General features: G+C 39.6%; 23 protein-coding genes. 19 read left to right on the top strand and 4 right to left on the bottom strand.

What is annotated here, in order from left to right; all coding sequences use genetic code 11:
- The first annotated feature begins 36 nt into the window (after window positions 1-36).
- The 6 genes from AC27FM_RS11210 to AC27FM_RS11185 all read left to right on the top strand — a co-directional run bounded on the left by AC27FM_RS11210 (window position 37) and on the right by AC27FM_RS11185 (window position 6,206).
- Window positions 37-1,575 (top strand): ClC family H(+)/Cl(-) exchange transporter, encoded by a 1,539-nt coding sequence (locus AC27FM_RS11210; RefSeq protein ID WP_487088347.1) that lies wholly within the window; start codon window positions 37-39, stop codon window positions 1,573-1,575.
- A 74-nt stretch (window positions 1,576-1,649) separates the two neighbouring features.
- Entirely contained in the window at window positions 1,650-1,886 is a 237-nt protein-coding gene (secG, locus tag AC27FM_RS11205; RefSeq protein WP_487088345.1) for a preprotein translocase subunit SecG, read from the top strand.
- Window positions 1,887-1,955: 69 nt separating this feature from the next.
- Window positions 1,956-2,705 (top strand): alpha/beta hydrolase, encoded by a 750-nt coding sequence (locus tag AC27FM_RS11200; protein ID WP_487088343.1) that lies wholly within the window; start codon window positions 1,956-1,958, stop codon window positions 2,703-2,705.
- Complete coding sequence (gene rnr, locus AC27FM_RS11195) at window positions 2,698-5,055, top strand: ribonuclease R (protein WP_487088341.1); 2,358 nt, start codon at window positions 2,698-2,700, stop codon at window positions 5,053-5,055. The genes AC27FM_RS11200 and rnr overlap by 8 nt, the downstream gene beginning before the upstream one ends.
- Window positions 5,056-5,061: 6 nt before the next feature.
- Window positions 5,062-5,535, top strand: coding sequence for an SsrA-binding protein SmpB (gene smpB / locus AC27FM_RS11190; RefSeq protein ID WP_487088339.1), 474 nt, complete (start codon window positions 5,062-5,064; stop codon window positions 5,533-5,535).
- Window positions 5,536-5,639: 104 nt separating this feature from the next.
- Window positions 5,640-6,206, top strand: a complete 567-nt coding sequence (locus AC27FM_RS11185) for a GNAT family N-acetyltransferase (RefSeq protein ID WP_487088337.1) — start codon at window positions 5,640-5,642, stop codon at window positions 6,204-6,206.
- 38 nt (window positions 6,207-6,244) lie between these two features.
- Here AC27FM_RS11185 and AC27FM_RS11180 read toward each other — a convergent pair whose 3' ends face one another.
- Together AC27FM_RS11180 and AC27FM_RS11175 are read right to left on the bottom strand one after the other, a co-directional pair.
- Window positions 6,245-6,784, bottom strand: a complete 540-nt coding sequence (locus AC27FM_RS11180; protein WP_487088335.1) for an LURP-one-related/scramblase family protein — start codon at window positions 6,782-6,784, stop codon at window positions 6,245-6,247.
- A complete protein-coding gene (locus AC27FM_RS11175) occupies window positions 6,781-7,674 on the bottom strand; it encodes a Cof-type HAD-IIB family hydrolase (RefSeq protein WP_487088333.1) in 894 nt (297 codons plus the stop codon). The genes AC27FM_RS11180 and AC27FM_RS11175 overlap by 4 nt, the downstream gene beginning before the upstream one ends.
- A gap of 81 nt (window positions 7,675-7,755) precedes the next feature.
- Here AC27FM_RS11175 and AC27FM_RS11170 point away from each other — a divergent pair, with 81 nt between their 5' ends.
- Genes AC27FM_RS11170 through AC27FM_RS11155 form a run of 4 tightly spaced genes read left to right on the top strand, consistent with a single transcriptional unit; the run spans window position 7,756 to window position 10,381 of the window.
- A complete protein-coding gene (locus tag AC27FM_RS11170; protein WP_487088331.1) occupies window positions 7,756-8,451 on the top strand; it encodes a uracil-DNA glycosylase in 696 nt (231 codons plus the stop codon).
- Complete coding sequence (gene pta / locus AC27FM_RS11165; RefSeq protein ID WP_487088329.1) at window positions 8,451-9,419, top strand: phosphate acetyltransferase; 969 nt, start codon at window positions 8,451-8,453, stop codon at window positions 9,417-9,419. Before AC27FM_RS11170 ends, pta begins: the two co-directional genes overlap by 1 nt.
- An 18-nt stretch (window positions 9,420-9,437) precedes the next feature.
- A complete protein-coding gene (tsaE, locus tag AC27FM_RS11160) occupies window positions 9,438-9,914 on the top strand; it encodes a tRNA (adenosine(37)-N6)-threonylcarbamoyltransferase complex ATPase subunit type 1 TsaE (protein ID WP_487088327.1) in 477 nt (158 codons plus the stop codon).
- The gene (locus tag AC27FM_RS11155; protein ID WP_487088325.1) at window positions 9,914-10,381 is read left to right on the top strand and encodes a GNAT family N-acetyltransferase; all 468 of its coding nucleotides are present in this window, start codon (window positions 9,914-9,916) and stop codon (window positions 10,379-10,381) included. The genes tsaE and AC27FM_RS11155 overlap by 1 nt, the downstream gene beginning before the upstream one ends.
- On the opposite strand, the gene AC27FM_RS11150 is transcribed toward AC27FM_RS11155, so the two are convergent.
- Window positions 10,374-10,910 (bottom strand): 3'-5' exonuclease, encoded by a 537-nt coding sequence (locus AC27FM_RS11150; protein WP_487088323.1) that lies wholly within the window; start codon window positions 10,908-10,910, stop codon window positions 10,374-10,376. The two genes, AC27FM_RS11155 and AC27FM_RS11150, sit on opposite strands and share 8 nt — an antisense overlap.
- A gap of 13 nt (window positions 10,911-10,923) precedes the next feature.
- Entirely contained in the window at window positions 10,924-11,676 is a 753-nt protein-coding gene (locus AC27FM_RS11145) for an exodeoxyribonuclease III (RefSeq protein ID WP_487088321.1), read from the bottom strand.
- Window positions 11,677-11,772: 96 nt separating this feature from the next.
- Between AC27FM_RS11145 and murB the strand changes: the two genes are divergently transcribed.
- From murB to AC27FM_RS11100, 9 genes are all read left to right on the top strand, one after another.
- Window positions 11,773-12,693: a UDP-N-acetylmuramate dehydrogenase gene (murB, locus tag AC27FM_RS11140; RefSeq protein ID WP_487088556.1), complete on the top strand. Its 921-nt coding sequence runs from the start codon at window positions 11,773-11,775 to the stop codon at window positions 12,691-12,693.
- A 25-nt stretch (window positions 12,694-12,718) separates the two neighbouring features.
- Window positions 12,719-14,845 carry a cation:proton antiporter gene (locus AC27FM_RS11135; protein ID WP_487088319.1) on the top strand — a complete coding sequence of 709 codons (2,127 nt, stop codon included), beginning with the start codon at window positions 12,719-12,721 and terminating at the stop codon, window positions 14,843-14,845.
- 80 nt (window positions 14,846-14,925) lie between these two features.
- On the top strand, window positions 14,926-15,792 hold the full coding sequence (gene cdaA / locus AC27FM_RS11130) for a diadenylate cyclase CdaA (protein ID WP_487088317.1): 867 nt from the start codon (window positions 14,926-14,928) through the stop codon (window positions 15,790-15,792).
- Entirely contained in the window at window positions 15,770-16,885 is a 1,116-nt protein-coding gene (locus AC27FM_RS11125; protein ID WP_487088315.1) for a CdaR family protein, read from the top strand. Before cdaA ends, AC27FM_RS11125 begins: the two co-directional genes overlap by 23 nt.
- A 17-nt stretch (window positions 16,886-16,902) precedes the next feature.
- On the top strand, window positions 16,903-18,255 hold the full coding sequence (gene glmM / locus AC27FM_RS11120; protein WP_487088313.1) for a phosphoglucosamine mutase: 1,353 nt from the start codon (window positions 16,903-16,905) through the stop codon (window positions 18,253-18,255).
- Window positions 18,256-18,501: 246 nt separating this feature from the next.
- Complete coding sequence (gene glmS, locus AC27FM_RS11115) at window positions 18,502-20,313, top strand: glutamine--fructose-6-phosphate transaminase (isomerizing) (protein ID WP_487088311.1); 1,812 nt, start codon at window positions 18,502-18,504, stop codon at window positions 20,311-20,313.
- A 90-nt stretch (window positions 20,314-20,403) separates the two neighbouring features.
- Window positions 20,404-22,008, top strand: a complete 1,605-nt coding sequence (locus AC27FM_RS11110) for an APC family permease (RefSeq protein ID WP_487088309.1) — start codon at window positions 20,404-20,406, stop codon at window positions 22,006-22,008.
- A complete protein-coding gene (locus AC27FM_RS11105) occupies window positions 22,001-22,525 on the top strand; it encodes a VanZ family protein (protein ID WP_487088307.1) in 525 nt (174 codons plus the stop codon). The genes AC27FM_RS11110 and AC27FM_RS11105 overlap by 8 nt, the downstream gene beginning before the upstream one ends.
- Before the next feature lie 140 nt (window positions 22,526-22,665).
- On the top strand, window positions 22,666-25,826 hold a 3,161-nt coding region (locus AC27FM_RS11100), incomplete at its 3' end, for a leucine-rich repeat protein (protein ID WP_487088305.1).

The following is a 25,826-nucleotide window of genomic DNA, read 5'->3' as shown; positions in this document are numbered from 1 at the left end:
ATATTGGAGTATAATTTTTGTAATAGGGGGAATCACATGAAAGTAGTTGTGGCTGATAATGATAAGTTAAAACTTACATTCGAAGGAATCGTCGTCGGGGTGCTATCAGGTGCCATTGTGAGTGTATTTAGATGGTCAATCGGTAAATTGCTGCTGATATTTCAAGCAGCTTACATTGCCGCTCGTAATAACGTAGCGATTTTGTTAGCGCTGCTGGTCTTATTGATTGCAGTAGGATTGTTAGTAGCTAGCTTTTTAAAAAAAGAACCAAATATTTCTGGATCCGGTATTCCACAAGTAGAAGCACAATTAGCCGGTGAGATGGAAATGAATTGGTGGTCGATCCTTTGGCGAAAATTTGTCGGTGGAATCCTCAGTATTGGTCCGGGATTATTCTTGGGACGGGAAGGTCCTTCGATTCAATTAGGGTCAGCCATCGGTCAAGGATTCAGTGATGTGACTAAAGAAACAGGGGTATTTCGTCGAGTTTTGATTGCGAGTGGTGCGGCTGGTGGTCTAGCGGCTGCTTTTAATGCACCGATTGCTGGTGCCATGTTCGTTTTGGAAGAGATTTATCATAACTTTTCACCATTAGTCTGGGTCACTTCTTTAGCCAGTGCGGTTAGCGCCAATCTAGTGGCGCTATATGTCTTTGGTTTAACCCCAGTATTGAATATTCCGTACAAGCATAGTTTGCCGATCGGATTGTATTGGCATCTGATTTTGTTAGGAATAGTTTTGGGATTGATGGGGCGTTTATACCAAAAAGTCTTGTTAGCGATGCCAGCATTGTACGCCAAGACTAGAATTCCTAGGTATTTACAAGGATTGATTCCTATCATCTTGATTTTACCGATCGGGATGGCATTTCCTACCCTTATTGGTGGTGGTAATAGCATCATCACTAGTTTGAATGATTGGAATTTCAGCATATTCTTTTTATTAGGGATATTGGCATTGAGGTTTGTTTTCTCGATGATTTCCTATGGATCAGGTTTGCCGGGTGGAATTTTTTTGCCGATCCTTAATTTGGGAGCGATCATCGGTGCTATTTATGCCGTCTTCATGCACCAGTTAGGGTTGATCCCAGCAATATTTGAGAGCAATTTAATTATTTTTTCTATGGCTGGTTATTTTGCCTGCATCGGTAAGGCACCATTTACCGCCATTATCCTTGTCACTGAGATGGTCGGTTCACTGAAGCATCTTATGCCATTAGCTGTGTTATCATTAGTGGCGTACATAGTAGTGGATATGCTTAATGGTGCACCGATCTATGAGTCATTGAAAGAACGTCTGAATATTGATTCGAGTTATTTGAATCGTGTCAGCAAGTTCAACGATCGATTAGAGATGCCGATTTTTGAAGGTAGTACGATCGATGGTAAATATATTCGTGACATCCCATTTCCAAAGGATGTTTTGATAATCGCCATCTATCGTGGAGAAACTCAAATTATTCCTAAGGGTGATACTGTTATCAAGGCTGGTGATCGAATCGTAATGATGGTCAATGCAGCTAAGCGAGTTCAAATTCGAAATGAGATAAATCATTTGATTAATGAAATTCACTAGAATTTTGACTTATTTTGTGGTATTGTTTTAGGAGTGATTTCAGCTTTTTAACACCATGAACGGAGGTTTTACGGGTGTATAACGTTATTGAAACTTTACTAATTATTGTTTCTATTTTGATAATTATCGCTGTGCTAATGCAGCCTACAAAACAACAAGATGCATTGAACGCATTGTCAGGTGGCGGTGGAGACTTGTTCAGTAACCAGAAGAAACGTGGTTTTGAAGCCTTCATGGTTAAGGTTACCTATGTTTTGTTAGTGTTATTCTTTATTTTTGCATTAGTATTAGTATATTTATCATCACACTAAGCAAGTTACCCTCCTGAAGCTACTAAAAAAAGTTGCTCAGGAGGTTTTTTAGTATAAGGAGTGGTTTTATTGAAGGTATTAACACCAAAACCCTTCTTCTTCGATACGGGGAAAAAGGCAGTATTATTGTTGCATTCATTTTCAGGAACATCTAATGATATGAGATTGATGGGTAGAATGTTGGAACGAAACAACTATTCTGCGTATGCGCCCATGTTTATGGGTCACGGGACAGCTGAGCCAATGGATATCCTAAATCTCGGTGGTCCCGATAATTGGTGGCAACAAGTCAATGATGCAGTGGACTTTTTGAAGGATCAGGGCAAGACTGAGATTTTTGTCTTTGGACTCTCCCTCGGGGCCATCTTCGCTACTAAAGCCGTGGAAGAGATTCCTGAAGTCGTAGGTGGAGGAGTATTTGGATCGCCGGTACTATCCAAGGACTTCAAAAACGTTCGGAGTGCTTTCATGACATATGCCGAAAAAGTATACGAAGTTCATGAGATTTCTGAAGTAGAAAAATACCAAAACATGAGAACTATCGATTCGAAAATTGATTCAATGTTGATCAACATTCGAAATACGACAGACGGTGTGGGTAATAAATTAGCTGAAATAAATAAGCCTTATTTCATAGGGCAAGGTACAAAAGATAAAATGGTAGATCCTGAAGCCGCCAAACGAGTGGCTCAGATAGTTAAGACAGCAGACTTCCATCAGTACGATGCTGGTCACGTCCTAACGATAAATCGTGCTCATAAGGACTTAGAGGGCGATGTGTTAAACTTTTTAGAAAATATTGAGGATAGAAATGCCTGATAAAGAAGATAAATTAATTGCGGATATATTAGAATTTTTCAGAGGTAATCCAGAACGTAGATATACTTCTGAACAAATTGAAGATGCACTGAGAATGCATGGAGCTTCAGCATTCAAACGTGTCGTTAAAGCATTGGCCGTGCTTGAGGGTGAAGGCAAGATCACGCTCACAAACAAAGAAGAATTTAAAATGTCCCAACCTAATAAAGTATTGGAAGGTACATTCAAGGGTAATGATAAAGGGTTTGGATTCGTCAGATACGATGAAGTAGAACCTGACGCATTCGTTGCCAAGGACAATACGCTCCACGCCGTTAATGGTGATACGGTTGAAGTTAAAATCACTAAACCGTCAAATCCTTGGATCGACAAAGGACCTGAAGGTGAGATCATCAAGATCGTCGAACGTTCACTTTCTAAGATCGTTGGTGAGTTCCATCCATATAGTGATGCTCAGGTCGAAAAATCTGGACACTACGGCTATGTTAAGAGTCATGAAAAGAAATTGGCTTCATACATGATATTCATCTCTGACAAGGGATTACACCCACAAATGGGCGATATGGTTCAAGTGTCGATCGACGAATATCCGAATGATAAGCATCCCCAAAGTATGGAAGGGACTGCATTAGAGGTCATTGGTAACAAGAACGATCCCGGTGTTGATATCATGTCGATTGTTGTCGATAACGATATCAATCCCGAATTCCCTAAGGAAGTGCTGGAAGAAGCTGAAAAGGTTCCTGATCACGTTCTCGATAGTGACCGAGAAGGTCGCCGTGACTTGACTGACAATATGGTCATTACGATCGATGGCGACGACTCAAAGGATTTTGATGACGCTGTTGGTGTCGAAAAACTCTCCGACGGTAAATTCCATTTGGAGGTTCATATTGCGGATGTAACTCACTACGTAACGGAAGGTTCAGCTCTAGACAAAGAAGCTTACGAGCGTGGTACGAGTACTTATTTAGTTGACCGTGTTATCCCAATGCTTCCATTCCGATTATCTAATGGAGTTTGTTCATTGAATCCGGGTGAAGATAGATTAGCCTTGACTTGCGATATGGTAATCAACCGTTCTGGACAAGTTGAGACATATGATATTTACCCAAGTGTCATCCAATCTAAGTATCGTATGACTTATAACAACGTTAACAAGATCTTAGATGGCGATGCTGAACTATGTGAGGAATATAAGGCACTAGTGCCAACGTTGCAAGATATGGCCGAACTTCATGAGATCTTATTCAACATGCGTCATGACCGTGGTGCGATCGACTTCGAAGAAACAGAAGCTAAGATCATTGTGGATGAAACTGGTAAGCCAATTGATATCCAACTACGTGATCGCGGTACTTCTGAACGAATGATCGAATCATTCATGTTGGAAGCGAACGAAACCGTTGCTAAGAACTACAACTTGAAGCACGTACCATTCTTATACCGTGTCCACGAAAAGCCTGACGATGAAAAAGTTAAAAAATTCTTTGAATTCGTTGCAGCAATGGGCATCGATGTCCATGGTAATTTGAAAGACATCAGTCCTAAGATGTTCCAAGGAGTACTTGCACAAGTTCTTGGTACACCGGAAGAAGCAGTCGTAACGATCATGCTATTGAGAAGTATGCAACAAGCTAGATATTCAGATGAACCACTAGGTCACTTCGGTTTGGCTGCTAAATACTACACTCACTTCACTTCACCAATTCGTCGTTACCCTGACTTGACAGTACATCGTATGATTCATAGCTATGCAGAAAATGGCTTTACTGATGATGAACAAGCTAAGTGGGGTAGTCGTCTGAAAGAAATCGGTGATCATACTTCTGGTCGTGAAAGAAAGTCGATCGATGCTGAACGTGCCGTTGATGATCTTAAGAAGACTGAATATATGGCTGATCAAGTTGGTGAAACTTTTGATGCCGTAGTTAGCTCAGTTACCAGCTTCGGTATGTTCATCCAATTGGACAATACAATTGAAGGTTTGATTCATATCTCTAATATGAAAGATGATTATTACGAATATGATGAGAAGAGCATGTCGATGCACGGACGCGGCACTGGGAAGACGTTTAAGGTCGGTCAAGCAATTCAAGTAAAACTTATCAGGGCAGACGTTGAACACCGTCAAATTGACTTTGAGAGAGTTCTAACGCCAGAAGAAGCTGAACAAGCAAAGAAACGTGAAGAAGAATTCGCTAAGCGTCGCAACAGTCGCAGTAGAAGCGACCGTCGTCACAGCGGAAACAACGGACATTCAAACCATCGCTCTAACAACGGTGGAAGTGGTCGTAATAGCCATGGAAACGGCAATAATAGAAGACGTGGTAAATACGAAAGTCGGTGATGATAAATGAAGAAACATCACGTAAAAGCTGCTAACGAAGTAGCTAACAACCGTAAGGCTCGCCATGATTATAATATTTTGGATACTTATGAGGCAGGAATCTCGCTGACAGGTACTGAAATAAAATCAGTTAGAGCCAGTAAAATCAACATCCGTGATGGATTCGTGCAAGCTAGAAATGGTGAATTGTGGCTTGAAAATGTAAATATCGCTATTTACGATCAAGGTAATCAATTCAATCATGATCCATTGCGCAATCGCAAATTATTGTTACACAAAAAAGAAATCAGAAGAATTGCTTCAACCGTACAAGAAAAAGGGATCACGGTGATTCCTCTGAAAGTATATTTGAAGAACGGATTCGCAAAGGTATTAATTGGAGTAGCTCAAGGTAAACGTCAATACGATAAACGTGAAACTATCAAACGGCGCGATCAAGAACGTGAGATTCAACGAGTAATGAAGAGCGCAGTTCGTTAACTTGATAGAAATTATGGCAAAATCTTGCCGTGGTTTCTTTTTTTGGTTTCGTCTAATTTGGTGATTTTACAGGCATCATGTATCATATTAAATGAGGTGAAAGTATGTTTAGATATGCAAAAGAGGGAGATATCGATCAGATATTGCCCACACTGTTTCAAATATTTGACGAAATGGAGTTAGATATTTTTAAACGAGTCGGAAATGATAAAATGTCACAGATCATTCGTGAAGGTTTCAAATTACCAGACTATCGTTACGGATTAGATCATATTTTGGTCAATGATATCGATGGTAAGGTCGCCGCAATTTCAGTTGGTTATCCAGAAGAATTAGAAGCTGGTATCGATGCTCCATTGACGAAGATCATGCAAAAGCACGGAATCCAAGAAGATCATTTATTCACTGACAAGGAAGCTTGGCCAGGTGAATGGTATTTGGATTCATTCGCAGTTGCTCCTGATATGCAAGGTAAGGGAATCGGTACGAAGACATTGATCGGATTGATCGATTTGATCCGTGATCGCGGTGAAAAGATCATGAGTTTGAATGTTGACGTTACGAATGAAGCGGCCAGACATTTATATGACAAAATTGGTTTTGAAAAGGTCGGTCAATTGTACATTGGCAGTCACTTATATGACCACATGCAATTTGAGTTGAATAAATAAAAAAATAGGGCTGTGACAAGTTATTGTCATGGCCCTATTTAGCATTTACTTTTAAAGTCAAAAAATGATAATTTTGATTTCATGCCGATTTTTACGTCGGTGTCAGATTTGATGTTAGGTAGCTTGATATATTTGTCGAGGAAGATCGCAATCAAAGTCCCCACCGCTCCATCGTCAATATTATCGATGTCGATCTCAAGTCCGGGGTGACCTTGAGCCATGATCGTAGGTTGAACTTTCATGATTTCTTCTCCCGCCTGTACGACGTGATACTTGGAAGTGACTAGATTACCGAGTATATTCCAGTTGATTTTTGATAGATAAACGTATTTCATATCTATCATTGGCAGAGCATTGATAGTAGCTACTTCCTCGCCGTCGATTTCGATCGAATAAATTTTCAAGAAACTATTTTTAAGCTTTATTTCACCAATTTTTGTATTCAGACGATTGTAAAGTTGAATCAAAAAAGGATTGTCTTTATCACGCGAAGCAATAAAAATAGTTTCTTTATTCTGATTGGTAACTACAAGAATATTCCCCACCATTAAGTCTGCTTTGCGTATATAAAGTTTCATTCCACTTGGCCTTCTCTCTCGTTTTGCTCAATAACCATTTCGATAACTTGAGCAACACCATCATTAGAATTGTTATCAGTAAATTCATCAGCTATTGCTTTGATTTCAGGGATGGCATTTTCCATTGCGACACCGATACCAGCATCTTGGATCATGGAAGCGTCGTTGAGATTGTCACCGATCGCCATGGTCTCGGCTTGCTTGATACCTTTGGCTTTGGCGTATTTCAATAGAGCTATACCTTTTTGGGCACTAGTGCTGTTGACCTCAATGTTGTTAGGTGATGATGAGGTAACGATGACGTCTTTTAAAGTGTTATGAATCTCATCTGTTAGAGGATTCAACTTAGCGTCTCGGTTATCTCCTGAGTCAAAAGCTAATAACTTCATAATCTGATATGATTCGTCATTGAAGATTTTATCGTAACTATCCAAAAAAGTCATCGGAGTTAACTTAATTCGTTCCAAAGTGTCGGCATAAGCCTGTTCGTAAGTAGTGCCCGGATTCAGGCTCATCAATAGGTTGGCTAAGCTGGAGATACGTAATTCTTTGTTATCTGAAAAGATACCTTTGTCAGTAACTACTTCAAAATACATATTATATTTATGAAATAATTCGATGATTTTATTTTTTGATTCGATTGAAATAGGATTGCTAGAAATAAGGTTTTCGTCACTATCAAAAACCTCAGCACCGTTTAAAGTAATGAATCCTGGATGAACACGATCTTTTAGGAAAGGTTTGGCCTCACTCAAACCTCGACCAGATGCTATTAGAAATTCAATACCATTTTCTTTAGCGCTTTTTATAGCTTGAATATTACGTTCGGATACTTCCATTTTTTCGTTTAATAAAGTCCCGTCCATATCTGATGCAATTAATTTAATCATAAAGTCCCTCCGAATGCGTTATTCTATAATTGAATGTTACCATATTTTTAGAGAACATATACAAGGACAGTAGGTGTAAATTTGAGAACATTAATAAAAAATGATTGGCAAGATATTTTAGGTGGAGAATTTGATAAACCGTATTATCAAAGCCTTCATGATTTTTTGAAAGAAGAATATAGCACACAAACTATCTATCCCAATATGTACCATATTTTTCAAGCTTTTATTTGGACATCGTTCACAGATACTAAGGTCGTGATCTTAGGACAAGACCCTTATCATGAGCCTAATCAGGCGATAGGTTGTAGTTTTGCTGTGGCACCGGGGGTGAGGATTCCACCATCATTGGTGAATATTTATAAAGAATTACAAGATGATGTTGGCTGTACGCCAGTAGAGCATGGTTATTTGAAATCATGGGCTGACCAAGGTGTATTGTTGCTCAATTCAGTTTTGACCGTTAGAAAAGGGCAGGCATACTCACATCGAGGCAAAGGTTGGGAAGAACTGACCGACTATGCGATCAAGGCGTTGTCGGAACGTGGCAAGGTAGTTTTCATTCTTTGGGGCGGAGCTGCTAAGAGCAAAATTCCGTTGATCGATCAAAGTAAAAATACGATTATTTCCTCGCCACACCCCAGTCCGCTGTCCGCATATCGAGGTTTTTTCGGTTCAAAACCATTTTCTCGTACAAATAAAGCGCTTTTATCCTATAATGAAAGGGTAATCAATTGGCAATTACCTGAAATTGTCAATGAAATGGAGGAGAAATAATGGATTTATTTGAAAGTCTAAAGAACAAAATTGATGGAAAAAACTTAACGATCGTATTGCCTGAAGGTACGGAACCACGTGTCTTGGGTGCTGCAGTTCGTCTACAAAAAGAAAATATCCTTAAACCAATTTTAATAGGTAACAAAGATGAAGTCGCAAAGGTAGCAAGCGAACATTCATGGAATATTGATGATTTAACAGTTATGGACCCAGAAACATATCCTGAATTCGATGAAATGGTCGATTCATTCGTTGAACGTCGTAAGGGTAAGAATACTAAAGAACAAGCACTTAAAATGTTGAAAGACAATAACTATTTCGGTACAATGCTTGTTTATATGAATAAAGCCGATGGTATGGTATCCGGTTCTGTCCATTCAACTGGTGATACTGTTCGTCCAGCACTTCAAATCGTTAAAACAGCTCCAGGTAATTCAAGAATCAGTGGATCATTTATTTTGCAAAAGGGTGACGAGAGATACATGTTCGCTGACTGTGCTATCAACATCAACCCAGATGCACAAGGTCTAGCTGAGATCGCTGTGCAAACTGCTAAGAGTGCAAAACTCTTTGATATTGATCCAAAAGTTGCTATGCTTAGTTTTTCAACCAAGGGTAGTGCTAAGAGTGAAGAAGTTGATAAGGTAGCTTTGGCTACAGAATTCGCTCACGGACTCGACGCTGACCTTCCACTCGATGGTGAATTACAATTCGACGCTGCATTTGTACCTAGCGTTGGTGCACAAAAAGCTCCCGGTTCAAAAGTTGCTGGTAATGCTAACGTCTTTGTATTCCCAGACTTGCAATCAGGTAACATCGGCTACAAGATCGCTCAAAGATTCGGTGGATTCGAAGCAATTGGACCTATCTTACAAGGTTTGAACAAACCTATCTCTGATTTATCACGTGGTTGTAACGAAGAGGATGTTTACAAGACTTCAATTCTTACTGCCGCATTAGCACTTTAATATTTAATGGGGAATAATATGACTGAATATCAACTACAAACACACTCTTATCAGGATACAGAATCATTGGGTAAGCGATTGGCTCCATACTTGAAAGCTGGGGATGTCGTCTTGATGAACGGCGACCTCGGTGTGGGTAAAACTACTTTTACACGTGGGTTAGCTCAAGGTTTAGGCATCAAAAAGAATGTTAAAAGTCCAACATTTACCTTGATTCGTGAATATCAAGATGGACGGTTACCGTTATATCATATGGATGCTTATCGTCTAGAAAGTAGCCCAGATGAGGACTTAGGATTTGATGAATATTTTAATGGTGACGGTGTCACAATCGTTGAATGGCCGCAGTTTATCAAAGATGAAGTTCCAGCTGCCCACATGTCGATCAATATCAAACGCCTTGCAGCTGACGATGATCGCCAAATTACCTTTAAACTATACGGCGATCGTTATGAACAACGAGATTTTGGCGATTATCTGAATGAGGTTAACTGATGAGTGAACAATTGATTTTACGAGAAGCGATCCCAGTCGACTCAGCACAATTACTGGCATTCCTAAAGCGTGCCAGCACTCAAAGTGATTTTATCGAGCATGATTCATTAGACGGTGTTACGGTTGAGATAGAGGCTGAAGCGCTAGATAATATTTATCATTCGGCTGAGAATGAGCTAGTTGTTGCAATCTTTGAAGAAGATATTATTGGCTTCTGTCGACTTGAGAAGACAGCTGATGGTGTCGCTGAGTTAGGTGTTGTAGTGGATTCTGATTTTTGGAATAATGGTATTGCATCATACTTAGTTGAAGAAGTGCTTGCTTGGGCGGAGGATTCTGCGCTTGATAAGTTGGTTTTGGAAGTATACAAAAATAACCCTGCTGCGATCCACATTTATCAAAAATATGGATTTACAACAGAGTTAGAAAAATCAAATACGATAATTATGTCAAAGATGGTTAGCTAGTAAGCTTGACCATCTTTTTTATTTGTTCCGTACCAAAATCTTGTTCGGTTTTTAATAGGATTTTTGCACAAGCAATACTATCAGCCAGAGCATTGTGGTGATTCTCTAAGTCGATATTCAAATTGTGCGAAACAGTGTCGAGCTTGTGATTGGGTAGCTGTGGATAAAATCTACGACTAGTCTTAACAGTATCGATCGTCAGATACTTAGGTGCAAAAATACCATAGTTCGTCAGCGTGTTTTTTAAGACGCTATTATCAAAGCTGGCATTATGAGCGGCAACTAAGTGTGAGCTGTCAAACAATGTTTGGATGTGGGGCCAAACTTGATCAAAAGTGGGAGCACTTTTGACATCATCAGGTCGGATATGATGGATCTGAATATTTCTAGGACTGAAATATTCTTGTGGATTGATCAGTGTATAAAAACTGTCAACGATCTGACTGTCACGCACTAAGACTAGCGCTAGTGAACAGGCACTAGTGCGGTGGCCGTTTGCAGTTTCAAAATCCATAGAGACAAAATTCATATGAAAACTCCTTTTATAGGTTTAAATCTAATTCAACCGGGCAGTGATCTGAGCCGTAAATATCATTGAGTATATCAGCGTTGGCAATCAGGTCTTTGCCGTTATTAGAAATTACGAAATAATCGATCCGCCAACCGGCATTATTCTTACGAGCATTGAAACGATAGCTCCACCATGAATATTTGACTTCGTCGGGATGCAGATGACGGAAAGTGTCAATGAATCCACTATCTAATAATTCAGAGAATTTATTACGTTCTTCATCTGAAAATCCGGGATTCTTATGGTTAGTCTTGTCATTTTTAATATCGATTTCTTCGTGAGCGACGTTTAAATCACCACATAGTATAACAGGTTTGTCTGCAGATAAACGCTTCATATACTCACGTAAAGCGTCATCGTATTTCATTCTAAAATCAAGTCGTTTGAGCTCTTGTTGTGAATTAGGTGAGTAACTGTCGATCAAATAAAATTTTGGAAATTCTAATGTCAGTGTACGACCTTCGGTATCTAATTCATCAACCCCTAAGCCACGACTAACGTTCAAAGGCTCTTCTTTGGTGAAGATAGCAGTTCCTGAATAACCTTTACGTTCAGCGTCATAAAAGTATTGGTGGTAGCCGGGCAAGTCTAGATCAATTTGGTCTTGATGTAGTTTTGTCTCTTGAATGGAGATAATATCAGCATCCAATTGATCTACGATAGCTTGAAAATCTTTTTTAACAACGGCACGTAGTCCATTAACGTTCCATGATATTAGTTTCATAATTAAATCACCTCGCAATGATTATATCATTATTCAAGTGCTTGGCAGTTCGTTATGGAACTGACTATGTGATAAAATTATAACTAGCTTACATATATTAAGGATGATGAAATTTTGAACTTTCCAATTGAAAAATTACCTAATATTGAATTTAAAATTGATGAACCATTAAGTAAATATACTTTCACTAAGACTGGTGGAAACGCTGATACACTAGCTTTTCCTAAAACTCGTGAGGAATTAGTCGAGATCGTAAATACTGCTCGTGAGAATGATATTGCCATTACTATCATTGGTAACGCAAGTAATTTGATTATCAAGGATGGTGGAATCCGAGGAATCGTTATTATTTTACCTAATTTCAAAAAAATAACGATCGATAATAATAAAGTCACGGCTGAAGCGGGTGCGACCATTATTGATACTACTATCGCTGCGCAAAAGGCTTCTCTGACAGGTCTAGAATTTGCGGCAGGGATTCCCGGTAGTGTCGGTGGAGCTGTCTTCATGAACGCTGGAGCCTATGGTGGTGAGATTAAAGACGTCTTCGAATCCACCGAAGTATTGTTGCCCAGTGGCAAAATCGTGACTTTATTCCACGATGACATGAACTTTTCATACCGTCACAGTTTGATTCAAGAAGATGGCGGTATCGTCATCAGTGCTACTTTTAGTCTGGAATCTGGTGATGGTGAACAGATTCAAGCCGAAATGGATCGCTTAAACGAGCTCAGAGGGTCTAAACAGCCATTGGAATATCCTAGTTGTGGTAGTGTCTTCAAACGCCCTACGGGTCATTTTACGGGTCCATTGATCATCAAGGCAGGTCTTAGAGGTCGCACCATTGGTGGGGCACAAGTTTCGATGAAGCACGCCGGATTCATTGTAAATATCAACCACGCTACGGCAACTGATTATATGGATTTGATACATTTGATCCAGAAGGCTATCAAATATCAATTTGATATTGATCTTCAAACTGAAGTAAGAATAATCGGTGAAGATGTAAAAGACTAATAAAAAAAGAAAATGGGTGATGTCTGTGCAGATACTTGAATCAATTATTTTGATTCTTACATTATTAATCGTGGCGAATATTATTAGCCACTACTTCGTGTCGATTCCACCCAGTTTGATTCAAATCACGGCTGGGATTTTGGCAGCTATTTTTATGAATGTAAAAATTTCCGTAAATACAGAATGGTTTATGTTGGCGTTTATTGCGCCAATTTTGTTTAACGACGGTAACAGGTTCCCTAAACGAGAGTTGTGGAATTTGAGGGGACCTATCATAGGTAACGCCGTTATATTGGTTATTATTTCCACCGTGGTCGGAGGGATAATTGTAAAAAACCTTATTCCTACGCTTCCATGGTCAGTCGCATTTACACTCGTGGCGGTCTTGTCGCCGACTGATCCGATCGCTGTTCAGTCTATTGCCAAAAAAGCCCACATCCCAGATAAATTAATGCATCTGATCAGTGGAGAGAGCTTGATAAATGATGCATCAGGATTGATCTGTTTCAAGTATGGAGTGGCTGCAACTGTAACGGGCATGTTCTCCTTGCAGAGTGCCACACTAGACTTTTTTTATATTTCGATCATGGGTGCTCTAGCGGGTGCCGTGATGATTTGGATATGCAACGGTATTAGACTTTATTTGATAAATCAAGGTGTAGACGATTCCATCTTACACGCTATTATTCAAATAATTATTCCGTTTATTATTTATTACATTGCTGAAGATGTTTTTGAAGTCTCAGGTGTTGTGGCGGTAGTTGTCGCCGGGATAATGAATATCTCATCCAGCAAGACTGTCAGTGCTTTTTCACCAGAAATCAGACTGGTCACATCCAGAACTTGGGACTTGGTAGTTTATGTTCTTAACGGTATCGTCTTCGTCTTATTAGGAATCGAAATTCCGTTCGCAATGGAAAAATTAGTCCGAAACGACAACATTAGTACATTCGGAGCCATCGGTCTGTCATTCATCATTTGGGTGATGTTGGTCGCAATTAGATTCGCGTGGAGTTACCTATATACGACTTTTTCTAAGAACGGAAATGATAAATTCGTCTTATTCTCAAAACAAAGGTTTGACTATTGTCTGATGTCTGGTATCTCTGGAGTCCGTGGAGCCGTCACAATGGTTGGTGCTCTGTCGATACCACTAACGATCAGTGATGGTTCACCATTCCCATCCAGAACACTAGTATTGTTCCTAGCTAGTACAGTGATCATCTTCAGTTTGCTTGGAGCAACACTCTTGATTCCGATCATGACTAAGAACAGTGCACCAGTCGCATATCGTGGTAATTCATTCGTCGATGAGGATGTGAATATTGACGACGAGGCAGAAGATACAGAGGTTATCGATACTCAGATCGAGTTAGATCAGTATCAAGCTAATAAGTTTATTTTAGAGAAGACGATCGATAAGTTGAAGGATGAGAATGAGGAGCAAGATAATATTGTTTATTCTACCGTCATTGCGGAATATTTATACAGTCTTCATAACCTAGGTGTCCAGTCGAATTATCCTTCGCCTATCAGTAAAAAACGTGTTAAAAATAAAAAAGATGCTGAATTATGGGATATTTGTTTCAACTGTGAATTAGAAGCGATCGAGGAGTTATTTAAAAATCAAGAGATCTCCGAAGAATCTTATAATTTAGCGGTTAAAAAGATCACTAAATACAAAAAGGAAATAGTTCGTCGTAGATATGGTCAGACGTTAGAATTCTTTATTAATTATTTCAAAAAAACATATCGGACTATTAAAAAAATTATTCGTCGTAGTTTCATCAAGCGGGAAGAAGTTATTCAGTTTGACCAAGATGCGATGAAGATCTCTATTGCTGGAGCTGAACGTGCACTAGCAAAATTACATGAGTTGGACCAAAGCAAACACGGTGGTGTAGCTGATAATCTAGTTTACGTCTTCCAACGTCACTATGCGGATCGACTAGATCTCTTACAAGGGAAGCATAAGCATCGTTCTCCAGAATTTAACAGCGAGAGAGTCAGCATTGAGATCCAAGCTTTGAGTTATCAACGGGCCTTTGTTCAGGACTTATTGGAGCAAGGTAAGATCAGCAAGTCAACAGCCAATGAATTACGTCAAAATATTAATTATAGTGAAGAAGTAATTAACGTTGATATTGCTTAATAAATAAAATTATAATGGGTGAACTTTTATAATTTTTGTTGTTTGCTATAATTAGTTCGAGCTGTAAAGGGGTAAAAAATATGAATTTTATACCAAGCAATATATTTACATGGCAAAATTTGGCTAATTTGGTTGATATTATAGTAGTCTGGTACTTCCTTTACAAAGTTCTGTCGATAATTCGTGGAACTAAGGCAGTTCAGCTACTAAAGGGTATCGCGATAATTTTCCTAATCAAATTAACTAGTTGGGCATTGAATCTTCATACCGTTTCATTCTTAATGGATCAATTGATCAATTGGGGAATTGTTGTCATAGTTATTATTTTTCAACCTGAAATTAGACGTGGTCTGGAGCATTTAGGACGAATGCCTCTGTTCAGTACCACCAGTAATGAAGAAGGAAAGACCAAGAATCATTTGATCGAGAGTTTGGATCAAGCTATTCAGTATATGAGTAAACGACGCATAGGTGCGTTGATCACCTTGGAGATGAATACTGGTTTGGAAGAATACGTCGAAACTGGTATCAAACTGGATGCAGAAGTAACCGGTGCGCTCTTGATCAATACATTCATTCCGAATACTCCGCTACATGATGGTGCGGTGATCATCCGAAAAAATCGAATATCCGTAGCGGCGGCCTACTTACCATTATCCGAAAGCAATACTATTCCTAAAGAATTAGGTACACGTCACCGTGCAGCCGTGGGAATCAGTGAAGTTACTGATGCCATTACTATCGTAGTTTCTGAAGAAACTGGTGGTGTGATGATCACTCGGAATGGTCATATGATGCTTGATCTCTCTAGGGAAGACTACTTGAAGTATCTCAAAGCGCAATTAGCTGATCCAGATGAAGAGAGTAGTCATTCAATTTTAAGTTTCTTCTCAATAAGTCGAAAGAATGGAGGGAAGCAAAACAATGATGAAAAAGATAATAAATAGTAATTATTTTTATGCTTTCATTTCGCTTTGCGCAGCCATTTGGTTGTTCCTGACTGTCAGCTCTCCTGGAGTCGGTTCGACAAGAGACTCTAATCAATCAAGTACATCGACTGTTAATACTAAAGCAACATTGACAGTTCCGTTGCAAGTGCAAGCAAATACTAATGACTATTACATAACGGGCTATCCTGATAGTGTCAAAATAACGATCGAGGGACCCTCAGCACTAGTAACAGCTACGAAAAACACTCAAAATTTCAATCTATATTTAAATCTAAAAAAATTATCAACTGGTCAGCATCGTGTTCAAGTTAAGGAAACTGGTTTGAATAGCGAACTGACGTATTCCATAAAACCCAAATATGTAGATGTGAATATCCAAAAGCGTAAGACTAAGACATTTGCGGTAGATGTGGATTACAGTAAGAACGCGCTAGCATCTGGTTATGAAGCAGGTAAGATAACTTTGTCACCAGAGACGGTAAGCGTCACCGGTGCAGCATCAGAAGTAAATAAGATCAAGAAGGTCGTTGTGAAACCGATCTTACCAAAGGGTATAAAAACAACCTTTGATCAAGAAGTTTTAGTGCAAGCTTTGGACAAAAATGGTAAAACTGTTAATGTAACGTTAGATCCACAGACTATTCATGTTAAGATCCCAATTAGTATGCCCAGTAAAGAAGTAAGTATTAATCTAACACAGAAGGGGAATTCGTCTAGTTCGGATTTCTCCTTTGAATCTGATGTGAAAACCATCAGAATCTATGGCACTCAAGACCAACTTGACGCCATCGATGATTCAATTGATGTGCCGATCGATGTATCTGATGTGACCCAAGATACCAAGAAAACGATTAATCTTACTGACGCATTAGGGAGTCAGGTAGAGGCGACTGACCCTGAGACGATAAACGTTAATATTAACGTTTCTGGCAGTGGAAGTACTGGCAATAATACTTCTGGCAATAGTAACAATACTAATTCTAATAATAACAATGGTTCTAATACCAACACTTCTAGTGGTGATAATAGTTCTTCAAATAGTAATAATGATTCAAATAACAATAACAATGAAAACAACGATGAAAATTAACGTTGGGGGTATTATTTATGACAAAATATTTTGGAACAGACGGAGTTAGAGGAATCGCTAATAAGGAATTGAGTCCGGAATTAGCTTTTAAATTAGGGCGTTCAGGAGGTTATGTATTAACACAACATTCTGAGAACGAAAATGCACATCCTCGCGTTTTAGTCGCTAGAGATACACGTATTTCAGGGCAAATGTTACAATCTAGCTTGATTGCTGGATTGCTATCAGTAGGTATCGAAGTGTTGAACTTGGATGTCATAACTACTCCAGCTGTTGCATATTTAGTACGTGCGGTTTCAGCTGATGCTGGTATTATGATTTCGGCATCACACAATCCTGCAGAAGATAATGGGATCAAGTTCTTTGGTTCAGATGGCTACAAGTTGCCAGATGACGTTGAGGATGAGATCGAAGAACTATTAGACGCCAAGGAAGATACTTTGCCAAGACCTTCAGCTGAAGGTTTAGGTAGTGTCTCTGATTATCCAGAAGGCGCACAAAAATACTTACAATTCTTGAAGCAGACTTTATCAGATGATCTTAGCGGTTTGAAGATCGTGCTCGATACTGCTAATGGTTCAACTAGTCGTTTAGCCAGTACATTATTCGCTGACTTGAATGTTGACTTCGAAATTATGGCTTCACATCCTGATGGAATCAACATCAACAAAAATGTCGGTTCGACACATCCAGAACAATTGGCTGAAAAAGTCAGAGAGTCAGACGCTGTCGCTGGTTTGGCTTTTGATGGAGATGGAGACCGTTGTATCGCTGTTGACGCTGACGGAAATATCGTTGACGGTGACAAGATCATGTATATCTTAGGTAAGTATTTGCATGATGGTGGTAGATTGAAGAAAGATACGATCGTTACTACGGTTATGAGTAACTTGGGATTATACAAGGCGATTGAAGCAAATGGCATGCATAGTGTACAAACAGCCGTGGGTGATCGTCATGTGGTGGAAGAAATTCGTGAGAACAACTACAATATCGGTGGCGAGCAATCTGGTCACGTCGTCTTATATGAGTATATGAATACTGGTGACGGTATGTTGACAGGTATCCACTTATTACATGTAATGAAAGAAACTGACAAGAGTCTTGCCGAATTAGGTGCACCGGTTAAGGTTTACCCACAGAAACTAGTTAATGTTCCTGTACATGACAAGGACAAGTGGAAGGAACATCAACCAATCCTTGATGTCATTAAGACAGTCGAAGATGAGATGGATGGTGATGGTCGTGTCCTCGTACGTCCTAGTGGTACACAAGCGCTATTACGTGTCATGTGTGAGGCTGCCACTGAAGAAAAAGTAAATGAATTTTGTGATCAAATCGTTGAAGTTGTTAAAACAGAAATGAACTAGTAAATGAAAAAACAGATCAGAGATAGCTCTGGTCTATTTTTTTCACATTCTTTTCATTTGTACCAATATTGGTATAAACCAACTGTACCAATTTGTTAATTTTTGTGAAAAATCAAAATAAAACCGTTGACAAAGTTCCAACATATTAGTATTCTAGGCTTTGTTCCTTAATTAAATGTCTAGCAAATAAGGCTAGACCAATATTTAAATAATGACTAGACCAATTATAAATGCGAGGTTTTAAAGATGTGTGGAATTGTTGGAGTTGTTGGAAATAGCGAAACAACGGATATTTTATTAAATGGATTAGAAAAACTTGAATATCGTGGATATGATTCTGCAGGTATTTATGTAAACAATCAAAAAGGAAAAGATTTTTTAATTAAAGAAGTCGGTAAGATCAGTGAACTAGAAAAGGCAGTATCATCTAACGTCCAAGGATTAACTGGTATTGGACATACACGTTGGGCCACTCATGGACCTGCAACTATCGATAATGCTCATCCCCATTTTTCAGCTGATAATAGATTTTACTTAGTCCACAATGGTGTGATTACAAATTATCAAGAACTCAAAGAAAAATATCTACAAGGTGTAGATTTCAAGAGCCAAACTGATACAGAAGTAGCGGTTCAATTAGTTGGACATTTTGCTCAAGAAGGTTTGAATGCTGAAGACGCATTTAGAAAAGCACTAGGTATGATCGAAGGGTCATACGCTTTTGCGATGGTCGACAAAGAAGAACCTGACAAGATTTTTGTTGCTAAGAACAAGAGCCCATTGTTGATCGGCTTGGGTACTGACTTCAATGTTATTTGTTCAGATGCCATGGCAATGCTCGACTACACTCATGAATTCGTTGAAATTCATGATGGTGAAGTAGTTATTCTTGAAAAGACTAACGTATCTATCAGTAAGATCGATGGTACACCCGTCAAACGTGGTTCATACATGGTCAATATTGATGCAAATGATATTTCAAAGGGTCCTTATGACCACTATATGTTGAAGGAAATCGATGAACAACCTAGTGTTATGCGTCGTATTTCTAAGAACTATGTCAATCAAGATGGCTCTATCAATGTTGATCCTGAAATGTTGAAGGAAATCAACAATGCCGACCGTTTGTACATCATCGCCGCTGGGACTAGTTATCACGCTGGATTAGTCGGTAAAAATATTTTTGAAACTTTGTCAGATGTCCCAGTAGATGTTGAATTGGGTAGTGAGTTTGGTTATCATATGCCAAAACTCTCAAAGCATCCATTCTTTATCTTCTTATCACAAAGTGGTGAGACGGCTGACAGTCGTCAAGTATTGGTTAAGATCAATGATATGAACTTGCCAAGTTTGACGATGACTAACGTTGCCAACTCGACTCTTTCACGTGAATCAACTTATACAATGGAATTGCTGGCTGGTCCAGAAATCGCCGTTGCCTCTACCAAGTCATATACATCACAAATTGCTGTTGAAGCTGTCCTAGCTAAGGCTCTAGGTGAATTAAAAGGAGTTCAAGCAGCGAAGGACTTAGACTTAAGAGAGCAACTAGCTATTGCCGCAAATGGCATTCAAACGATTGTAGACGAAAAAGACTACATCAAACAATTGAGCGCAGACTATTTGGATGGTCAAGATCACGCCTTCTATATCGGACGTGGAATCGATTATGCATTGTCACTTGAAGCAGCGTTGAAGTTGAAGGAGATTTCTTATATTCATGCTGAAGGTTTCGCCGCCGGTGAGTTGAAACACGGAACTATCGCCTTGATCGAAGATGGCACGCCTGTCTTCGCATATATCAACGATGGTGTTGGCGCTAGTCATACTCGTGGTAATATTCAAGAAGTTAAAGCTCGTGGGGCACACGTGTTAGTGATCGCTAACGAAAAATATGCTGAATCAGATGATCAAATCGTGATTCCTGAGATCGACGAGATGATCTCTCCAATCGTCAGCGTGGTACCCGCACAATTATTCTCATACTACGCTAGTTTAGCTCGTGGCAATGACGTTGATAAGCCACGTAACCTTGCGAAAAGCGTTACAGTAGAGTAAGGTACAAAATATATATAAAGAAAATAGTCTCTATATAGGGACTATTTTTTTGTTTTCAAGTATTAAAAAAATGATATGTGGTGATATTTAATGAATGGTAAAAAACTTAGCCTTTTTTCAACTGTGATGTTTGGTCTCAGTGCGATCATTGGATCCGGTTGGATGTTTGGATCTAGTCAGGCAGCAAAGATCGCTGGTCCTGCGGCAATCGTTGCTTGGATCATTGGTGCAATATTGGTGGCAATGATCGCGATGGTATACGTTGAAATAGGGACGATGTTCCCTGAAGATGGCGCGATGAGCCGTTTTACGATGTATACACACGGATCCTTCTTGGGACATATCTCTTCATGGGCTAATTGGTTATCATTATTGGCGATATTGCCTATTGAAGCAGTGGCCTCAACGCAATACATGAGCACTTGGCCTTGGAAATGGGCACAGTGGACACATGGGTTAATGTCGCATGGAGAGTTATCGACTCAAGGCTTGATGATGGCGACGCTATTGATTTTTGTTTTCACCTTGATAAATTATTGGTCAGTCACGATCATGGCTAGATTTAATAATTTGATTTCGATCTTCAAACTTTTCGTTCCTATAATCACGATGATCGTATTGATATCAGCACATTTTGATGTCGCCAATATGGGGTCCAATCTGAATGAATTCATGCCTAACGGTACCTCATCTATTTTTATTGCGATCGGTAGTGCGGGGATTATTTATTCATACGTTGCATTTCAAACGGTTATTAATTTGGGAAATGACATCGTTAAACCGGCGATCAATATTAGACGAGGAATCATTTTATCGCTATTTATCAGCGCCCTGATCTATATTTCATTGCAGATCGTTTTTATCGGTTCTTTGCCAGCATCGATCGTCAATGCCGGTTGGACCAATATTAACTTTGATTCACCGTTCGCTAACTTAGCTATTTTATTGAATGTATACTGGTTATCAACTTTGATTTACTTCACGGCTTTTATTTCACCAGTCGGAAGTGGTATCGCCTTTTCAGCCTCAGCTAGTAAGTCGCTGTCTTCGATGCCTAAAAATCGTCATTTACCCAAGATTCTTGGTTGGACTAACAACAAGTACAATGCCCCTCGAGTTGCTTTGGCAGTTGATTTTGTAGTGAGTTTTTTGTTGATATTGATGTTCAAGAACTGGGCACTTTTGTCGAGAGTAGTGGCAGCCTCTACTTTGATCTCATTATTGACGGGACCAGTAGTTGCTGGCAGTTTACGTAAGATGGGGCCTGACTTTAAGCGACCAGCCAAGATACGCGGGATGAAGTATCTGGCTCCAGTTGTCTTTGACTTGATCAGCTTAGCGATTTATTGGTCGATGTTTCCGACAACAGTCCAAGTTATCGTGATCATCATTGTCGGATTACCGATTTATTTTATTTACGATTATCAGCGTGGTTTCAAAGAATTCAAACAGAAGATATACGCCAGTCTGTGGATGATCGTCCATTTGGTAGGATTATCAGTTATTTCATGGGTCGGTAGTAATAATTTTGGTGGTTTGGATTTGATAAAATATCCTTGGGATTTCCTCGTGATCATTGTGTTCTCAACCGTCATGTACTATTGGGGATTGAGTTCTTGTTATCATTCTGTATACTTTGATGATGCGAAGAAACTAAATTCAATGGTTAACTGGGATGACAAGGGAAATGCATAAAAAAATAAAAAGTAACATCAAGTGGTTTTGGGGCGTAGTGATATTGATCGAATTAATATTATTTTATAGCTCCTCCATGACGTACGAGCAACAGACTTCAGTTCCGTTCCTAGAACGTGTATTGGGACAGGATAATAAGCCCCTATATAATTTTTTAAGCCAATTCAGTTTTAATTATGGTGGTAAAACGCAGTCGATCGAAAATGACGGATATTTTCATTTCGTGGAGTTTTTTATCCGAAAAGGCGCACATTTTAGTATTTATCTTATCTTGGGATTGTTCTTGTGTTTAGCGGTTTATAATTATTTAAGTAAAAATAAATTACTAATTATTTTTATCCCGTGGATGGTCACGACGGGATTAGCAGCTTTTGACGAGTTTCATCAAGGTTTGACAGGCGGGAGAACGCCCTCTGTGACTGATGTGATATTAGATAGTGCCGGTGCGCTGACTGGTATTTTGATCCTACAGTTGATCCTGTGGTTGATCGATCGTTTCAAAGTAGACGAGTTGTAAATAGTAAGACCTGATATTTTATTTATTGAATATCAGGTCTTATTATTTTTGTCATGAATAAACAATATATTCGTTTAAAATCAAACGATATTTCTTCTTATGATATATCAAATGGAAATCTTAATTAATGGGGTATTGTTATGCAAAAGAATAAGATTGTATTATCTAAGAATGGCAAAAAACTACTGATCGTTACTAGTGCGGTAGTGACTATGGGAATTGGTATTTCAATGAAGGATGAACTACAAGTAAAGGCCGATACGAATGGTGACGCAACGACGGCATCTACTGGTACGACAGCTAGTTCAGATAGTTCTGGCTCTACGAGTACACCGCATACTTCAAGTGCTACGAATACATCAGACGCTACTAATTCAGATACAACAGTAACTAGTACCGCAAGTACTACGAATGATTCCAAGACGGTAGCAACGAGTGGTGATACTAGTGCACCTACTACTAATAGCGAAAGTGCAGCGCCTAATTCAAGCGATGGTTCAATTGACAATACGACTGACTCTTCCAATAAACTAACCGCGATAGCTCCAGCAACGACAGCTGCCACTACCAAGACCGATTCTGAACCGGTTACGACGGAAGATACGGCCGTGGTCCCCAAAACTGCTTCTATTGCCACGAGTGCAGAAACTCCTACTCCAGCAAGTGCCACCACGACATCCGCTATACCGGTCGCAGATAGTACCGTTTCGCCAACCACCGTTCCCGTACAGACACCTACGGTCCCAGCACCCGTTGTGCCCACACCGAAAGTTGCATCTAATGCTAGTGATTTTACTTGGGATACGGATGACACTACTTCCAGTGCCACAGTCACAGGTTTAAATGGTGATTACAGTCAAATAAATATTCCTTCAACAGTTGATTTGAATGAAAAGACGTACGATGTTACTGCCATCGGCAAGTATGCTTTTTGGTCGAATGAGAATATCACCGACGTCACTATCAATAATGGTTTGACTGATATTGGTGAAGGAGCTTTTGCCTACGATAAGAATCTAAGTACGGTTGATATGTCGAATAACAAGACCTTGACCACGATTGATAAATTAGCCTTTGCTACAAACAACTTAAAAAGTGTCGTCTTACCTGATTCAGTAACCACGATTGGAGATCAAGCCTTTTTTGCCAACGAGTCGTTAGCTAAGGTTAAACTATCTAGTAACTTGCAGTCTATTGGATATCAGTCATTTGTTTATGACGGGGCTTTAAATTCAATAGATTTTCCTGCTAGTCTCAAGACAATCGGTGATGAAGCTTTTTCATCAGCCATTAATTTACAAACCGTTAACTTTGCTGATAACAGTCAATTAGAGACAATCGGAGACTGTGCTTTCGCCTACAATTCATCGCTAGAAGCATTAGTTTTACCAGAAAGTTTACAAAAAATCGGGGCTTATGCGTTTGTTTCGAATACAAAATTATCATCGGTTAAATTGGCTTCAGGATTGGTGACGATTGGTAATGACGCGTTTTTATATGACAACAATTTGACTAATGTTGATATGTCCGGAGCTACTAGTTTGTCTACCATCGGTGAGGGAGCATTTGAATATTCTGATGTAACTGGAAACGTGATTATTCCTACTTCAGTCACTAGTGTTGGAGATCAGGCCTTTGCGGGTGACAATATTATCGGAGTTCAGTTTGGCAACAATGTGCAGAGTATCGGTGCTTCTGCCTTCGCTTATAATCGAATTATAGGTACTATCACTATTCCAGCTTCAATCACCTCAATTGGTACTGATGCCTTTCTTGGCAATCAAATTGAAGCGCTAGTGTTTGAAGTTAACAAAACCAACATTCAAGATGAAGCATTCAAATATAATCGTATTACAAAAATTTATGCACCGACATTTACTTATTTAGGGGAGATTGCTTCGAATCAATCTGCTAATATCTTTACTGACTCAGCTCACAATAGTATCTCTGATTTATTTACTTTGAATCTTAACGGTGAGACTGAAAAAAACTTGAATATCGCTGATGTGACGAACGGTGTAACTTATTCTACGACTGATGGCTTATTCACCATTCCTTCAGGCACAGATAATTTTTCATTTGATTGGACGATGGACAATGGGTACGATGGTCGCTATTTTGTAGATTTAAGTAATCCTGACATCAAAGCCATCAGTACCCAGATCGCTGCTGGTTCGACTTGGGAGCCTAAGGATAACTTCGTGAGCGTGCAGACGTCGACTGGTGTTAATACAGATTTGACCGATGTTGCTGTACAAGTTCAAGCTCCAAATGGGGATGTCGTTAATACTGTTGATACATCCAAAGCGGGAGATTATAAGGTTACTTATAGTTACGGTAATGACAGCGCGTCTGTAACGGTTTCGGTATTCAAAACCGACGGCACATATACTTTGAGTGGCACCTCTTCTAATAGTTACACTGGTTCTAACCAGACTGTTGACCCTTCAAATTACAAACTAGTTTTGTCTGATGGAACGGTTTATAAATTGCAAAATGGTGACGTTGCTATTGCGGGTTCGGCGCAAAATGCTGGTAGTTATAAGCTAGAATTGACCCAACAAGGGATCGATCATTTGAGCAATATTTACAATTGGACTGACAAGGATAGTAATGCCACATTCACTATTAATAAGGCGGCAATCACTATTACTGCCAATAATGCTTCAAAGGTGGCTGGTGCAACTGATCCCGAATTAACTGTAACGGTAACTGCTCCGAGCGGATTATTAAATTACGATGATCTCAAATATACGGTGGATCGTGTCGCAGGTGAACAAGTCGGGAAGTATGCAGTGAATATCAATATTGATTCCACCGCTAATCCCAATTATGATGTTACGGTCGTACCTGGAACGTTGGATATTTTACCAGCCCAGTTGAGCTTAACAGGAAGTGATTATTCGATGTACGTCGGTGATCCTAAACCGACGGTTGATGATTTCAAGGCGAGTGCGACTGATGAAAACGGCCAAGCTGAAGCGGTCAATGTCGATTTAAGTAAAGCTGATTGGATGGTGGTCGGTGACTATCAGGTGGTTTTAAGCACACCTGATGATCAGAGCCGAACCGTGAGGTTACATGTGTTACCTAAAGCCTTAGGTGGTAATAACAATGGTTCGACAGATCCAGCCACACCAACGGATCCGGTAGATCCAGTAGATCCAGAAACTCCAACTCAACCAGCAGATCCGACGGATCCAGTAACGCCAGATGACCCAGCGGACCCAGCGGACCCAGCGGACCCAGCGGACCCAGCGGACCCAGCGGACCCAGCGGACCCAGCGGACCCAGCGGACCC

It is taken from the genome of Companilactobacillus sp. y65-5, assembly GCF_057541095.1.
Note: the sequence above shows the minus strand (reverse complement) of the source record. Positions and strands in the feature narration are given on the sequence as shown.